Source organism: Cystobacter fuscus, from assembly GCF_002305875.1.
GTDB classification, from domain to species: Bacteria; Myxococcota; Myxococcia; order Myxococcales; family Myxococcaceae; genus Cystobacter; species Cystobacter fuscus_A.
The window spans coordinates 9,633,459-9,648,738 of record NZ_CP022098.1; the positions used below are offsets into that span (position 1 = coordinate 9,633,459).

At 66.4% G+C, this 15,280-nt stretch carries 10 protein-coding genes, 1 other RNA gene and 3 pseudogenes; 6 read left to right on the forward strand and 8 right to left on the reverse strand.

Going from position 1 to position 15,280, the window contains the following annotated elements:
- Positions 1–450 precede the first annotated feature (450 nt).
- The 3 genes from CYFUS_RS38920 (at position 451) to CYFUS_RS38930 (ending at position 5,577) form a co-directional block, all read left to right on the forward strand.
- Complete coding sequence (locus CYFUS_RS38920) at positions 451–1,857, forward strand: hypothetical protein (protein ID WP_095992496.1); 1,407 nt, start codon at positions 451–453, stop codon at positions 1,855–1,857.
- Between the two features lie 7 nt (positions 1,858–1,864).
- The gene (locus CYFUS_RS38925) at positions 1,865–2,476 is read left to right on the forward strand and encodes a hypothetical protein (protein ID WP_095989800.1); all 612 of its coding nucleotides are present in this window, start codon (positions 1,865–1,867) and stop codon (positions 2,474–2,476) included.
- A 776-nt stretch (positions 2,477–3,252) separates the two neighbouring features.
- On the forward strand, positions 3,253–5,577 hold the full coding sequence (locus tag CYFUS_RS38930; protein ID WP_232537066.1) for a kelch repeat-containing protein: 2,325 nt from the start codon (positions 3,253–3,255) through the stop codon (positions 5,575–5,577).
- A gap of 165 nt (positions 5,578–5,742) precedes the next feature.
- On the opposite strand, the pseudogene CYFUS_RS54715 reads toward CYFUS_RS38930, so the two are convergent.
- Positions 5,743–6,070, reverse strand: a pseudogene (locus tag CYFUS_RS54715) (IS701 family transposase); the annotation flags it as partial.
- 129 nt (positions 6,071–6,199) lie between these two features.
- Between CYFUS_RS54715 and CYFUS_RS38940 the strand changes: the two are divergent.
- Positions 6,200–7,258, forward strand: a pseudogene (locus tag CYFUS_RS38940) (transposase); the annotation flags it as partial.
- Between the two features lie 386 nt (positions 7,259–7,644).
- Here CYFUS_RS38940 and CYFUS_RS38945 read toward each other — a convergent pair.
- Genes CYFUS_RS38945 through CYFUS_RS38960 form a run of 4 tightly spaced genes read right to left on the reverse strand, consistent with a single transcriptional unit; the run spans position 7,645 to position 10,599 of the window.
- A complete protein-coding gene (locus CYFUS_RS38945) occupies positions 7,645–8,298 on the reverse strand; it encodes a glycosyltransferase (protein WP_095989801.1) in 654 nt (217 codons plus the stop codon).
- Positions 8,295–8,894 (reverse strand): class I SAM-dependent methyltransferase, encoded by a 600-nt coding sequence (locus tag CYFUS_RS38950; protein ID WP_095989802.1) that lies wholly within the window; start codon positions 8,892–8,894, stop codon positions 8,295–8,297. Before CYFUS_RS38950 ends, CYFUS_RS38945 begins: the two co-directional genes overlap by 4 nt.
- A complete protein-coding gene (locus CYFUS_RS38955; RefSeq protein ID WP_198316295.1) occupies positions 8,891–9,652 on the reverse strand; it encodes a PIG-L deacetylase family protein in 762 nt (253 codons plus the stop codon). Before CYFUS_RS38955 ends, CYFUS_RS38950 begins: the two co-directional genes overlap by 4 nt.
- Entirely contained in the window at positions 9,640–10,599 is a 960-nt protein-coding gene (locus CYFUS_RS38960) for an acyl-CoA dehydrogenase (protein WP_232537067.1), read from the reverse strand. Before CYFUS_RS38960 ends, CYFUS_RS38955 begins: the two co-directional genes overlap by 13 nt.
- 886 nt (positions 10,600–11,485) lie before the next feature.
- On the opposite strand from CYFUS_RS38960, the gene CYFUS_RS52020 reads away from it, so the two are divergent.
- Positions 11,486–11,641, forward strand: coding sequence for a hypothetical protein (locus tag CYFUS_RS52020; RefSeq protein ID WP_170115549.1), 156 nt, complete (start codon positions 11,486–11,488; stop codon positions 11,639–11,641).
- A gap of 510 nt (positions 11,642–12,151) precedes the next feature.
- Here the strand turns inward: CYFUS_RS52020 and CYFUS_RS38975 are convergent.
- Together CYFUS_RS38975 and CYFUS_RS38980 are read right to left on the reverse strand one after the other, a co-directional pair.
- Positions 12,152–12,568: pseudogene (locus tag CYFUS_RS38975) on the reverse strand (glycosyltransferase); the annotation flags it as partial.
- A 27-nt stretch (positions 12,569–12,595) separates the two neighbouring features.
- Positions 12,596–13,264: a GNAT family N-acetyltransferase gene (locus CYFUS_RS38980; RefSeq protein ID WP_063725069.1), complete on the reverse strand. Its 669-nt coding sequence runs from the start codon at positions 13,262–13,264 to the stop codon at positions 12,596–12,598.
- Between the two features lie 129 nt (positions 13,265–13,393).
- On the opposite strand from CYFUS_RS38980, the gene CYFUS_RS38985 reads away from it, so the two are divergent.
- A protein-coding gene (locus CYFUS_RS38985; protein ID WP_095989804.1) for an IS3 family transposase occupies positions 13,394–14,565 on the forward strand; the annotation gives its coding sequence in 2 pieces (ribosomal slippage) (positions 13,394–13,658 and positions 13,658–14,565; 1,173 coding nt in all).
- A 164-nt stretch (positions 14,566–14,729) separates the two neighbouring features.
- Here CYFUS_RS38985 and ssrA read toward each other — a convergent pair.
- Positions 14,730–15,094: a transfer-messenger RNA gene (ssrA, locus tag CYFUS_RS38990) on the reverse strand.
- Positions 15,095–15,280: the final 186 nt, after the last annotated feature.

The window sequence follows — 15,280 nt, forward strand, 5'->3', positions numbered from 1 at the left end:
TCCAGGCCACCACGCCCCCTTTCGGAGGTGTGCTGCGTTTCCATGAGGGCGGAGAGCAGTTGGTGGCGGCTGCCCTCACACGCTACGACGTGAGCCCATGTGCGGGGGCTGTCAAGGGGGATGAGTTGTTTCTCGTCCCGCTCAGGCGCCCCCCCTGTTTGGTTGGCCGTCCCGCATTCTATCCTTCGGGGCTGATGCTCCTGGGGGGCCAGCGCCATGTCGAAGAAGCAACCGAATCCTGCGGTGGGGAAGAGTGGAGGAACGCAGCTCGAGGTCCGGCGGGGCCCGCCACCGTGGGCGCCGGCCGGGGCCCTCTGGCTCATTGTCCTGATTTTCCATGCGGCCTGCGCGTCGCAGGGGCCCGCGTCAAGCAGGGGGGCTGGGGGCGGCCGGACAGGTGACGAGGCCGCGGAGAGCGAGGCGCGAGCGGCGCCGAGGGAGTTGCAGCCGGTGCTTGTTGTGTACGCGGCCGAGGTGGAGGCGCGCGGCAGCACGCGGGTGGTGGCCGTCACGCGGGAGGAGTACCAGCGCGCGGTGGCGCATCTCCTCCAGCGCCACCAGGTGCACGGGACGCCTCAGGAGGCCGCCCAGGGGCTGCTCCAGGCCATGCCCGAGGAGGAGTTGCTCGCCGAGGTGTACCGGGACAAGGTGCTCACGCTGGTGCCGCTCAACGACAAGGGCACGCTCGTCCCCGAGGCCGAGGCGGCACTCAAGGCAAAGTACCTGCGGTGGTGCCAGCCACGGGGCGGCGGGGACTGCCTGGGCCTCTTCACGGATGGGCCCTACCTGCGCACGGACGACAGGCGCACCCTGGCGCTCGCCCTGGCTTTCGGGGGCGTGCTCGACGAGACGCGAGCGGCCCTCGGGCGCGAGCTCAGCCCGCAGGCGCTGCTCTCCTCCCTGGTGTGGGCGGCGGGCCTGTACCTGGCGCTCTGGCTGCTACCGGAGCCGAGCACGAAGGCGGCTGCCGCCGCGCTTTCCGTGGTGCTGCTGGCCTGGTTGGGCGTGGACGCCCTGTGGGGCCTCATGGACGGGTGGGCCAGCATGGCGCACGCGGCGCACGAGGCCACCACGTTCGAGGAGCTGCGCGACGCCGGCGAGGCCTTCGGCAAGCGCATCGGCACGCACGCGGCCCGGGCCCTCATTCTCTCGGTGGCCACTCTCACCGGGCGGACCCTGGGCGAGGTGGCCACGCACGTGCGCTCGCTGCCCAGGTTCAACCAGGTGCAGGCGCAGTGGGCCGCCCAGGGCATGGAGGGCTCGGTAGCGGTGGCCATGGAGGAGGCGGCCGCGGTGGAGGTGGTGGTGGAGCAGGGCCGCGCCCTCGTTGTTCTCACGTCCCCGCAGGCAGCTGTCGCCATCAACGTCTTGGCGAGGAGCGGCAGCTCGAGAGCATCTGGAGGGCACTCAGGCACCGTGGCCATCCGGCACCGCGGTGGCAACATGCAGGTCATCCTCAGCAATGGCGAGCGGTGGCACCTCCCGCGAGGCAAGAGCTACAGGGACATTCCGGCGAAGGACCGGCTGGGCGACGAGCTGCAGGCAGCGGTGAAGGAGTTTGCGGCGAAGTGGTCCCAGGCGTTTCTGAGGGACGAGGAGCGTAGGGCCATCGACGCAGTGCGAAGCCGCGGTCTCGAGTACCGCGCGAATCTCCTGGAGCGGCAGGCGCGCGGGCGGTGGGTGGAGCTCCAGATGAAGCAGCGGTTCCCGAGCCTGTCGTGGAACAGCCGCGGTGTCGACATCACGGGCCCGGGGGGACAGAGTTACCACTACGAGATCCTGTCTGGCACGGAGTCGAACTTCGCGTTGCACGGGCGACGGATGGCGAGCACCTTCTTTCGTATGATCTTCTTCTGAGGCCCGAGTGACTCCCAACATCCACTACGAAAAGCGAGAGATTGTCGGTGAGCGGCTGGAGCTGGCTAAGGGCCCGATCTACTGGCTCGGCCCCGACCTCACGGTGCGCGACTCCACTGTCATCATCAGTGCGGCTGGGCGGTCGGTGGTGCCTATGTCGGGCCAGTTCATCAACTGCACCATCCAGGCGAAGGGCCAGCTTACGGGCCTGCCTTGGGCACCGATGAAGCTGACCGGGTGCCGGTTCAAGGGTCGCTTTACCGGCAATGACTTCGGCTTCCGCGAGGATGTGGACGAGAGGTGGAAGGGCGGTGGAATTGAGGACTGCGACTTCACGGAGGCGCAGCTCAACGGCTGCCGGTTCTTCAACTGCGACATGGGCACCATTCGACTGCCACGCTGGCCGTGCTTCAGCTTCCTGGACGCACGCGGGCACGCGGCGGAGCTGGCGCGGCGGGCGTGGCCTGGGTCCTTCGACTCGGTGGTCAGGACGGTGTGCGATCCGCCCAAGGGCACGGTCGCGTCGGTGTGGCACGCGCATACCGTTGCCAAGAAGAGTGACACGACAGTCGAGGAACTGCGCGCGGCGCTGGAGACGGCCCCGGGAATTTTCATGTAGGGCGGGGCCCCAGCTCGCGCAGGTGCTAAAGAATAACCCCGGCCCGAGGAGACCTCGGGGCCGGGGCTGTCGTCGGCAGTGCGTTTGAGACTCCGGGACTGCGCGAGGGACGCCCGCCCTGTAGAATTGGTGTTCCCGCCTCCGACTCTCCGGGGCGCATTCTCCTTCAGGGAGGCCAGAGGCACGACGAAGAAGCACCCGAGTCCTGCGGTGGGGGGGGGCGGTGGAACGCGGTTCGCGGACAGAGTGCGCATTCGGGGCTGGCCCTGGCAGGGCCTGCGAGCGCCGCCAGTCGGGTTGCCGCCGGACCCAGAGCCTTGGACCTATTAGCAGGCGCAGCCCGAGGGCTTCCTGCATGTGTAGCTGGAGCTGATGCAACTGTCGCCACAGGGTCTGCTACGGAGCCCGCAGTGGTTGTAACAGGACCTGGTGGGCGTACTTGAAGTCCCGACTTCAATCCCATCGAACTGTGGTGGGCGGACCTCAAGCGGCAACTGCGCCGACTCGAGCCACGTGCCCTTGCCGAGCTGGCCCAGGTCGTGCGGCAACTGCGCGCGGCCACGCCCCTCACGAAGCTGGCCGCTTGGCTTCGCCACTGCCTCGCCTTCCCTCAACTCAACTGATCTCGGCGTTAGTGAGTCTTCGACATGGCCCCTCCGTGGTAGGGCGGCCTCGCCGCCACTCGCGAAATTCTGTGTACACAGACTCCTGGGCATGCGCAACTTGCCGCTGGATCGGGGATTGAGCCCCTCCAAACCAAGGAGCAATGCACGTCCATGTATCTGTTACGACTGTCCATCCTCCCGCTGATGCTGGCGCTGTTCGCCGGCTGCCGGTCTTCCGAGCCCCCTGCAGTATCCGCTACCGGTTCCGTGAGCCTAGTTGCATCCACAGGCCAGGCACTCGCGGTCAGCGACATCGCCCGCGTCACCGTCACCACCTCCGCAGCGGACATGCCCACCATCACCATCGAGCTGGCGCAGATCGATGGGGCGTGGGGCGGAGTCATCGGTGACATTCCCTCCGGCACCAACCGCACCTTCCTGGCCCAGGCATACGACTCGACGGGCACCCTGCGCTACGAGGGGCGCGTGGAGAACGTCACCGTGAGGGCTGGAGTTCTGACGCTCGTCACCCTCACGCTTCAGAACGTCTCCCCCTCAACGCCCTTCACCAATGAGGCTCCCATCATCGACTCGGTGACTGCCACTCCGCTGGTGGTGGCGCCAGGGGCCAGCGTGACGCTGGTGGCCAGCGCCCACGACCCCAACCCAGGTGACACCCTGACCTACTCCTGGACGGCAGCTTCTGGCAGCTTCTCGGCACCCTCGAAGCCCAGCACCAACTGGACTGCACCGGCTACCACGGGCCCTGTGTCCCTCAGGCTCACGGTGAGCGACTCGCGCGGAGCGGCTTCCTTGGTGACTCTCATGGTGCGCGTCTCAGCAGGGGAGGGCGGGGCGGTGGTGGACGTAAGCTTCAACAACCCACCGAAGGTGATCAGCCTCACTTCCTCTCAGTCCTACCTGGACGTGGGCCAGCAGACGACCCTTTCTACTTCTGTCTCGGATGCGGACGGGGACTCGCTCAGCTACACTTGGAGCGCCACCTGCGCGGGCACCTTTGAGGGCGCCGACACGTCCACCGCGCGCTTCACTCCCACTGCTCTGCCGACCGCCACGTGCAACAATTGCCAGGTGAGTGTCGCCGTCTCCGATGGCCGCGGAGGACAGACAACCGGCACGGTAACGCTGTGCATCTCGAAGGACGTAGCCAAGCACCTGCCTCCCACCATCGTGCGCTCCTATCAGTCGACCCTGACAGCCAACCCCGGCCAGCAAGTTACCTTTGAAGTGGTGGCAAGCGACCCAGAGAACAGTTCCATAAATTTCACATGGAGCGCATCTACTGGTTCATTAGGAGTCGCTGAAACCACAACCAGCACCAGCCGTCTTACATGGGCAGCACCAGCGTGCATCAATCCAGGGACAACGCCTTCGATTGTCGCTACTGCCACAAACAGCTTTAGTTTATCAGTCTCACGAACGTTCGCAGTGTCAAACCTACCCACTTGCCTACCTTCAGCTAATACCTGGACACACACCACTCCGATGCTTTCGCGTCGGAGAAATCATTACGCTACACTACTGCCCTCCGGAAAGGTACTTTTCGTCGGAGGATACACAAGGCCCGATGATTCATCGTCAGTAGACAATACTGCACCGTCAGAATTGTACGACCCTGTTACCGGTACGTGGACAGCCCTGACATCCAGAGCCAAAGCGGGCGATGGCTTTGCCGCAGTAACATTGCCTTCAAAGAAAATACTCATCGTAGGCGGGTTCCCAATACTTGGCAGCCCTTTGAGCACAGCCGAGCTATACGATCCTGATTCTGATAGCTATTCGTCCATCACCATGAGCTCAACTCGTCTATACCCCACCGCAACACTGCTTCAATCGGGGAAGGTATTAGTGGCAGGAGGAGACTGGTACTATGGGGGCCACAAGATTCCGGAAGTCTACGACCCAATCACTGGCACCTGGACGCCGACCGGCCCAATGAGTTCGGCACGAACTCATCCCTCAGCAGTTCTACTTAAATCCGGAAAAGTATTGATCTCAGGAGGCGAAAACTCCGATGGCGAGAAACTAAGTACTGCGGAAATATACAACCCCGCAGAAGGCACTTGGACTCTCGCCGCTCCCATGCTGAGTGCGCACGTAGGACACACGCTAACCTTGTTACCATCGGGCAAGGTACTGCTTGTTGGCACTGTTAGCAACGGCACCGGTGGGGCTGAACTATACGATCCAGAAACCAACATCTGGACAAACGCTGACAGCGGAATAATTGGATTCGGCTATCACACGTCTACTCTCCTGCCGTCTGGGCGGGTGCTAGCTATTGGAGGATCCAATTCTGCGGGAATCTACAATCCGCTCACTAACTCTTGGATGCCTACTGGTCCTGAGGTCACCCATACACGTTATTTGCACTCAGCAACACTACTGCCCTCAGGACAAGTGCTTGTGGCTGGCGGTGGCGATAGCTCTATGTATGCGCACCCCGTCATTACGGCAGACATTTACACCCCCTGATTAACACTACTGCGTCAGGGGCCCGACGGGTAAACGGAAGAGGCCAGGGGCCCGCGAGATGAATCCGGGCACCTCCGGTGGCAGGTGGGGCAGCGAGGCAGCCAGGAGGCAATCACCCGAACGATGGCGAGCCGTGCGGTGATGAAACTGTCGTGGAAGTGGCGCTCAGGCCTGGAGCGGCTGCGCGTGGGCTTCATCCTCCCCTCGAGTCGAGGGGGGGGAAATGCCGCATGCGTTCGGCGATGATGAACGCGTAGCAGCAAAGGGCGACGGAGACGTGGTGGTGCCAACCAGGGAAGCGGCGGCCCTCGTAGTGGTCGAGCCCGAGCTCTCCCTTCAAATCCTCGTAGACACGCTCGGTTCTCCAGCGCTGCATGACGAGGCGAATGAGTTACTTCTTTGTCATGCGGCCCGGCACGGAGACAAGGAAGTAGTTGGCTGGATCGGGCTCTTCCTCGCGCCACTCGATGAGCAGCCAGAGGGGTTCTTGTTGCCCCTAGAGCACCGATCAGGCTGAAAAGCCCGATGGAGTCCATCCGATTGGACGGTCCAGTCGTGTGGACGGATCGACAAGAAAGTGAGTGCCGTGCTCTTCGTTCCGCGGAGGTAAAGGAGGAACGCCATGGAGCGCTGGACCCCCGAAGTGAAGAGCAGCGAGCGGGAGACGCGACTGCTGCGGCTGGTGGGCAAGAGCCGCAAGCTGTTCGTGTTCCTGCGAGAGCATCGCCACGAGATTTTCGACGAGAAATTCCAGGAGGAACTCGAGGCGATGTATCGCGACAGCGGACAGGGGGAGGAGCCCCAGCCGCCGGCCCTGCTGTGCATGGGCGTGCTGCTGCAAGGCTACCTCCAGGTGTCGGATGCGGAGGCGGTACGTCTCTCGGCAACAGACAATTGCTGGCGGATGGTGCTCGCCACGCTGGCGCAGCAAGGCGACGCCCCTGCCTTTTCACAAGGTGGGCTCCAGCAGTTTCGCGAGCGACTCATCCGCCATGACATGGACCGACGCCTCCTGGAGCGCACGGTGGAGCTGGCCAGACAAACGCGGGCCTTTGACTGGAAGAAGCTGCCCAAGAGCGTGCGGGTGGCGGTGGATAGTCGCCCTTTAGAAGGGGCCGGGCGGGTTGAAGACACCATCAACCTGCTCGGCCATGCCGGGCGGAAAATAGCGGAGTGCATCGCGACCGAGTTGGAGATGAGCTTCGAGGAAGTCTGCCAGGAAGCGGGCGCGCCGCTGCTGGCGGCCAGCAGCACCAAGGCGGCGCTGGACATCGATTGGAATGATGCGGAGCAGAAGAACGAGGCGCTCAACCGCCTGTGCGAGCAACTCGACAGCCTGAGCGCGTGGGTGCGCGAGAGGCGACCCGAGACAGAACTGACACCGCTGAGTCATTACATCGAGGCGCTCGTTCAAGTGAAGCAGCAGGACTTGGAATCAACGCCCGAGGGAGAGGTGCAAATCCGGCAAGGGGTGGCCGAGGACAGACGGGTGTCGATTGAAGACGCCGAGATGCGCCATGGCCGTAAGAGCAAGAGCAAGCGATTCAATGGATATAAGCAGCACCTCGGCACGCATCTGGACACGGAGCTGGTACTGGCCTGCGCGGTGACGCCCGCGAACCGGCCTGAGGAGGAGGCGGCTCCCCAACTGCAGAAGGACATGGCCCGAATGGGAGTGGAGCTGGCGGATGTGACGGCCCCCGTTGGGGTGCGCTCGATATTGGAGCACCTGGGACTTCCCACGCAGGCTCTGAAGCGGGCCCCGGCCCGGGGACCACCCCAGCGGGCGTGGTGCTGAACCTGGCGCAGCCGCTGTCAACACGCCCCAACTCCCCTGCCTCTCTCCTCAAGCGAGGGCGGCCAGGGCAGGGGTGTGCCCCAAGGGGTTGCACCGCCCCGTGTACTGGCGCGGCGCGCGGCCTTGCTAGCCCCGGCAGCGGCCCTTCTCGGCCTCTCCGCTCCAGCCCTCACCCTCAACATGGCTTCTATCCCGCCTATACGCCATTCATGATGAGCGCCTTCTAGCAGCCCGGCGCCCTCCCGCGGCCCATTCGAGCCACGGAGACGTCAGTCGACCTCCAGTCCGTTCAGGTAGTCACCAAAGCCACCTCGGGCTCGCGCATCGCGTCGTGCGCTCGTCAGCACCCGCGCCCGGGCGCTCCAGGCGATCCGCGCTCCGGAGCGTCGCAGCGAATCGACGAGCGCCACGTCTTCGTGAGCGGACAGCGGCGGAAAACCCCCTGCCCCCACGTACGCCCGCGTGCGCACCCCCAGGTTGGCGCCATGGATGTGCGAATGGCCGTCGATGTCCTGGTAGGCCGACTCGTAGCGGCGACGGGCGCGCGCGCTGTGCGGTGACCAATCCCCCACCTCGACGACGCCACAGACGACGTCCACATCCAGCGCAAGTTGCACCGCCAACCAGTCCGGAAAGACGCGGCTGTCGGCATCCGTGTTGGCCAGCCACCGCGCCCCCTGCGCCCGCAGCACCCTACACCCCAGGGCGCGCGCCTGCCCCACGTTGCGCGCCTCCACGCACAGCGTGTTCACCCCCCAGCGCCGGGCCACGCGCGCACTGCCGTCCGTGCAATCGTCCAACACCACCACGCTCCGCACGTCTTCACCCAGGAGCGCGGGATGTATCGACGCGCGGACCACCGAGGCCAGGCACTCCTCCAGCAGCGATTCCTCGTTGTGGGCCGGAATCACGACACCAATCATCGCAGGTGCTCCCTCCGGGCCACGGAGTCCGCGCCGGGTGACCACATCTCAAGCAGGAAATCCTCCTCCTCGTGTCGCGCCAGGCGGTGCAGTCCCCGGGCGCGGCCGAGCACCTCATGCACCTCGTCTCCGGTGAGAGGGGCCTCCGCGATGGGCGGGCGCCAATGGCACGCCACCAGGACGCCCTCCGGGGCGAGCGAGCGTACCGCGCGCTCGCGCACCCCCAGGAGCGCCTTCGCGTCCAGGTAGTAGCCAAACTCGCCGAGCACCACGAGCTCGAAGGTCCCCTCGGGCCACGAGTCCGGCAGCAGCCGCTGCTCCACCCGAACATGCGGCCAGGGCGCCAGGCGCCTCCGGGCCACGCGCACCGCCGCCTCGCTGCCGTCACCCACCAGCAGGGCGTCACAGCGCGCCGCCAGCTCCGCGCTCAGCTCGCCAATCGAACACCCCGGCTCGAACGCACGCGCATAGCGGGCATGCGGCAACATCGCCAACGTCAGCGCCCGCTTGCGCCGCTCGTACCAGCGCCGCCGGTACTCCCAGGGGTCCTCGCTGTCGGCGTACATGCGCTCGAAGTGCGCCATGGGCACGCTCATGTGAACACCACCTCGAAGGGCCGCATCAACCGCTCGAGCGCGTAAGGGGGCACGATGGGCGGGTTTCCCGTGGTGGAATCCGGCTCCAACTGGCTCACGTACGCCTCCATGGCCCGGCGCTTGAGCGCGAGCGTGGCCTCGTCCAACTCGATGCGCCGCGCCCGGGACCAGGGCACCCGCGTGTCTCCGGGCCGGGCCCAGTGCCACATCCAGATGGGGAACTCCACGCAGCGGCCGTCCAACGCCGCACACGCCCGCGACGCCGCCCGCCCCACCGCCTCATGGTCCGGGTGTCCATCCAGGCGCCACGTGGCCAGCACCACGTCGTCCGGACGAAGCCGCGCGCCCAACCACTCCACCAGCCGCTCCTCGTTCTCGGTGACGGCGCCATCGGGAATCCCCACCCGCTCCACCCGCGCCCCGCCCAGCCCGAGCCGTTGCAGCGCCTCCTGCGTCTCCCGGGGCCGCGTCCGCGCGAGCCGCTCCACCGGCCAGGAGGTGGACCCCGGATGGCTCGCCGTCCCATCCGTGACGGCGAGAACCAACACGTCCCGCCCGAGCCGGCCAAGCCGCGCGAGCAGCCCTCCGGTCCCGAGCACCTCGTCATCCGGATGGGGCGCGACGATGACGGCACGCCGGCCCTCGGGCACCAGCAGGGCGGGCTCCAGGGAAGGCAGGACGTCCAGGCCACTCCAGGCCTCCCAGTCCCGAGCCGAGGTGCCCTCGTCGAAGATGCGCCGCGAATTCACAGGCTCCATCCACCCGCTCCTTCCTTCACCACGAGTCCCGCCAGGGCCTCCAGGTCCCGCTCCGCGTGGCTCTGGCGCAAGAACACCGGCAGGTCCGCCATCCGCCGGGCCACCCGCGCGTCCCGACAGTAGGGACCCGCGCCCACGGCCCGGCCCGTGTGCCGCAGCACGAGCTCCGCCGCGGCCTCCACCCCGGCTCGCGCCCGCCAGGCGACGAGCGACGCATCCTCCCGGGGATGCGCATCGATCCACGCCGCGGCCTCACGCAACAGCGCCCGCGCTCCACCGAGGGCGGTGTCCACCGCGCCCAGGTGCGCGCGGGCGTGGGGCTCCTCGCGCCGGGCACAGTGCGCGCGCAGCGTCTCGCCCACCGCCGCCGCCGCGCCATACCAGCACGCGGCGATGCCCGCGCCGCCCTGCCAGAAACCCGGCCGCGCCGTGTAGCCGCCCGGCGGGCCCACGCGCGTGCCCACCGCGCCCTCGAAGAGCACGTCCACGCTGGCCGAGGACGCCATTCCCACCGCGTGCCACCCCTCCTTCGTCACGCGCACGCCCGCCTGCTTCATCGCCACCGCCACGAGGCACTGCCGCTCCTCGGCGTCCCAGGCCGTCACCAGCGCATGGCTGACCTGCGGCGCCCCCGAGCACCACGCCTTACGGCCGGACAGCTCCACCCGACCGTCCGCGCGTCCGCTCACCCGCACCCGGGCCTGGGGAGGCTCGGAGGCCCAGACGCCCCAACTGCTCCCGGCCGGAGGCGGCTCGGCGCCCAGCTCCGCCAGGATGGCGAGCGCATCCGTATGACCCTCGAACAGCTTGATGAGGCCCAGGTCCACCGCCGCCACCGCCGCCAGGGCCCGCCACCGCAGCAGGGTCTGGCCCCGCCCGGGCAGCGGCAGCGCCCCGAAGCCCCCGGAGAGGAGTTGCTGGAGCCCACGCGCCGGAGCGAGCCCCACGGGCTCCTCCGCAGGGCCCTCCAGTCGCCCCAGAAGCAACTGGAGTGCCTCGATTGAGAAGTGTTCTTCCTGGTGCGCCGACTGCTCGCGAAGACCGCTGGAGTACATGTCGGACCAAGGTAGGAATGACCTCCCGAGGGGACCATGGGTCAGCGCTGACGAACGGCGCGCCTGGAGCCCCGGGACAATTCCCTCCTCGGGAGGCGCATCCCATCCTGCTCCGACACACGGGGCCACATACCGCTCCTGAGCTGGACCTGAGCCATCCCCTCGTTTTATCAACCAGGGGATGAGGGGGTTGCCTGGCTGCTTGGCGCAAGAAATCATGTCCTTGATGCTACTGGAGAAGTGAGTTCCAAAGCTATCAACGAGCAGCAAGTCCATGCCTTCCTCTCGGGCCTCTTCGGCCAGGATGTCCACACCATGCGCGTGTTGTCCCTGTCGCTCGCGACTCTGGGCATCATCCATGCCGCCAGCCGCCTTGGATTGGATTGGACGGACTACGACGATGATGACCAGACGACCCTGGTCGCCTCTCTGATGATCCAACACGACGCCCCACGCCGCTCGTCTGGCTCACGATGCAGAAGTCCACGCTCAAGGGGCCGCGCAATGATGCGGTCGAGAGTCCAGGTCACCTTGTTGGCGGACCGCGGCTTCGCGGATGAGAAGAGCACCACACCGCCCGTGTTCCTCGGGTGAGCCGGCGATGAAGCAGGCCCCAGTTGGAGCCTCACGAAACGGCTCGGGCCCGGTCCGTTTTCATTTGGAGACGGCGAAGCGTGTCTATGTCTGGAATGAAACAGCTCCGTCATGAGCAGCCGGGCAGGCGTGAACGACTCCAGCGGAGCTTGTCTGTGAGAACAGGCTCCCCATCCTTCAGGGCATGAACCTGATCGTCATTCTACTGGTCCTGGCGCTGATCTTCGGAGGAGTGGGTCTGTTCGTGGAGGGGCTGAAGTGGCTCCTCATCGTCTCGGCCGTCCTCTTCGTGGCGAGTCTCGTGAGTGGCTCGGTGGGCCGCGGTCGTCTGCGCGCCTGACGCCGCGAATCAAGACACTCCACACATGAAGCATCCACCCAGGGGCTCCTCTCACGAGGGACCCCTTTTTCTTGTTCGCGCCGGGTGAAAAGGCCTTCACCGGCGCCCCCCAGAAGTGTCTGCCTTTGCACGTGAAGGAGGACTTTCCCCCAAGCAGGTGCGGAGGAGAGGAGCGTGACGCGCCCCCAGGTAGGAGCAGAGGAGGCGAGCGAGGCGCCGGAGGCAGGGGCGAGGCAGGAGCGGAGGAAGGAGAGGACGCCGCCAGTAGACTTTCGCGGGGCTGCTGCGCAGGACATTCGCGGTGGACGGGCTTCACCTGCGTCAGGTGTGGAGGCAGGCGGCGGGTGCTGGCGTACGTGAAGCAAGCCAGAGGGGTGCGCGCAATTTTGGAGCACCTGGGCTGCCCACGGCAGGTGCGAGCCTGACCCCGGCGCGAGCCCCACTCCAAGACGCATGGTGTTGAGGCTGACGCCGCCACAGCCAAGAGACCTGATGCCCCTGCCGCGCTCCTCATGGGAGGGCCGCCTGGGCAGGCATGCCCAAGGAGGCTGCTTGGCCTCTGCACCGGCCCGGCTCACAGCTCGGCCGGCACCCGTCAGCGGCCCTCCTCGGCCCCTCTGCACCTGCCCTCCCCCTCAACACGGCCTCTCTCCTGCCTATACGCTCGAGTCCCTCGTGCTCCGCGTAGGCGACGATCCGCTCCAGGGCCTTGGGCGCGAGGTGGACATCCGCGTCGCTGAAGAGAATCCACTCGCCGCTCGCGCGCTCCAATCCCCGCTGCATGGCATGGACCTTTCCCAGCCAGTCTGCGGGGAGCTGCTCGATGTGGACCACCTGGAGCCGGGGCTCCTCCTGGGCGAAGCGATCGGCCAGGGAGCCCGTCGCATCCGTCGAGCGGTCATTCACCAGGACCAGCTCGAGCTCGGGATAGGAGTGGCGCGAGTGCCGGCCGGCTCAAGTGCCGGCTCTCGCGGAGGGCAGCGGCCCCGTGAGGCCGTGGAAGAAGACGAGGTTGTTGTGGTCCGCCTCCGGGAGCCGCGCGAACCCCATCCGCGCGAAGAAGGGCGCCGCCTGGGCGTTCGTTCCCATGTGCACGGAGTGGGCTCCCGCCGCGGCCGCCGCGAGGAAGAAGGCCTCGAGGAGTCGTCGGCCGTTCCCCCCTCCCCGCGCCTCGGGCAGCAGGTCCAGGTGCAGGTGCGCCGGATAGGGGGCGATCTCGGGGGTGAGCATTCGCTCGGGATGGTGCAGCGTGGAGACCAACCACTCGTCGGTGGTGCGGGTCGGCTCCACGGGGGGCGGGTAGCGCGAGGCCACGCGCGGCAACCATCGCTCACGCCACGTCTCGATGAACGCCGCGGTGTTGGCGGTCCCCAGCGTGTACCCCACCACGCGGCCCGCGTCCTCGACCACGAAGGCCAGGTTCGGCTCGAAGGTCAGGTAGGGACCGGCGTAGATGTCCGGCAACAAGGAGGCGTCGGCGAGCAGGCCCCGCGCGTCCTCTCCCATGGCACCCGTGCGCACACAGATGTCGTACACCGCGTCCCAGTCTTCTGCCTGGTAGGGACGAATCCGCTGAGACGAGCGCGAGGGACGAGGCGGGGTGGGAGGGACCTGGGTGGACATGGACTGGATTGTCGGGTCATTGCCCTTTCGACTCAATGTCGAGCCCACAGGAAAAACCGGTCTGACTTGTGGGCCTGATCCGCTTTTGTGGACATACCTCGTAGGTCGGCTACACGGGAGGTAGTGTCCATGGAGAGAAGAAAGAGGCGGAGCTTCAACGCGGAGTTCAAGGCCGAGGCAATCCGACTGGTGCGCGAGGGAGGCAAGAGCGTCTCCCAAGTGGCCAAGGACCTGGACCTGACGGACTCAGCCCTGCGCAACTGGATGAAGCAGGCGGAGGTGGACGCGGGCAAGGGCCCCGCGGGCGCGCTCACCACCGCGGAGCGGGAGGAGTTCACGCGGCTGCGCAAGGAGGTGCGCCAGCTGACGATGGAGCGTGACTTCTTGAAAAAAGCGGCGGCCTTCTTCGCGAAGGAGGGCTCGACGTGAAGTTCGAGCTGATGGACGCGCAGAAGGCCCTCTTCCCCGTGAAGTTCATGTGCGAGCAGCTGAGCGTGTCGCGCTCGGGCTATTACGCCTGGCAAAGGCGCCCGGAGTCCGCGCGGCAGGCGTCGGACCGGGTACTGGCCGAGGAAGTCGCGCGGGTGCACCAGGAGAGTCGCCGGACGTACGGCAGTCCGCGAGTGCACGCGGAGCTGCGCACCCGCGGCCAGCGGGTGAGCCGCAAGCGCGTGGTGCGACTCATGCGTGCGCAAGGGCTGGCGGCGCGCAGGCGGCGGCGCTACGTGACCACGACGGACTCGCGCCACCGCCGGCCCGTGGCGCCGAATGTCCTCGCGCGGGACTTCTCTCCCGCGCAACCCAACACGAGCTGGGTGACAGACATCACCTACGTGGACACGCGAGAGGGCTGGCTGTACCTGGCGGTGGTGCTCGACCTGTTCTCGCGCAAGGTGGTGGGCTGGTCCATGAGCGACACCATCGACCGGCACCTGGTGCTCGGTGCCCTGGACATGGCGCTCAAGAGCCGACAACCGCCGCGAGGGCTGGTGCACCACTCGGACCGGGGCAGCCAGTACGCGAGAGAGGAGTACCAGCAGGCCCTGGCGGCACGTGGCATGGAGTGCAGCATGTCGCGCAAGGGCAATTGCTGGGACAACGCTGTGGTGGAGAGCTTCTTCAGCACCCTGAAGCAAGAACTCGTCTACACCACGGACTTCACCACGCACCAGCAGGCCCGATTGGCGCTCTTCGAGTACATTGAGGTCTTCTACAACCGGCAGCGGCGGCACTCGACTCTGGGCTACGTCAGTCCAGTGAATTTCGAGCTTGCGGCCTTACCGCAGAAGTTGGCAGCATAGCCCTACTGTCCACGTCAGCGGATCAAGCCCACGGCCAGCTCGTCCGGCTGCCCCTCGCGGCTTCAGCGGAAAAAGAAAACCCCGGCTCGCCTGATGGCGCCCGGGGCGTTGCTACATCCCTTGCTACAGTCTCCCGGAAAGCTGAGTCCTTTCCGGGAGATACGGAGTGGAGGCGGCGGGAATCGAACCCGCGTCCGAAAGCCTTCCGCTCTTCGACCCTACGTGCGTAGTCCGCGCTTTGCTACGTCCCACAGGCTTCCACGGACGGAATCCTGTGAGCCGGTCCTGGAAGATCTCACCGCCGAGAGCCCAGGCTCCCTCGACGGCCAGCCCGCATTATGACGGTCCTACCCCACCCCACGGGCCGAGAGCGAGGGGACCGCGCACTGTGAGACTGCTAGTTAGGCAGCCAGCGCGAGCTCAACGTTGTCGTTGGCTTTTGTGTCTGTGTTGGGCGTTTTTACGAGCGACCAACATGCTCGGCACGCGTCTCGAACTTCCATGCCCCCGTCGAAACCAGGTCGCCCCCGGTTCTTGGGTACTGCTCACTCACTGCTTCACCACGTCACGGCTTCTCCTACCTTAACCGCCGACAGGTCCACGTCAATCCTCCTGACAGCCCTCCCCGTTGATTCTCCGGCATCCGCTCCCGCCTGCTCCCTCCCGGGAATAGCGGCCAGGCCGTAGGGTTCGGGGGCACCCACCTCGTGGGTGC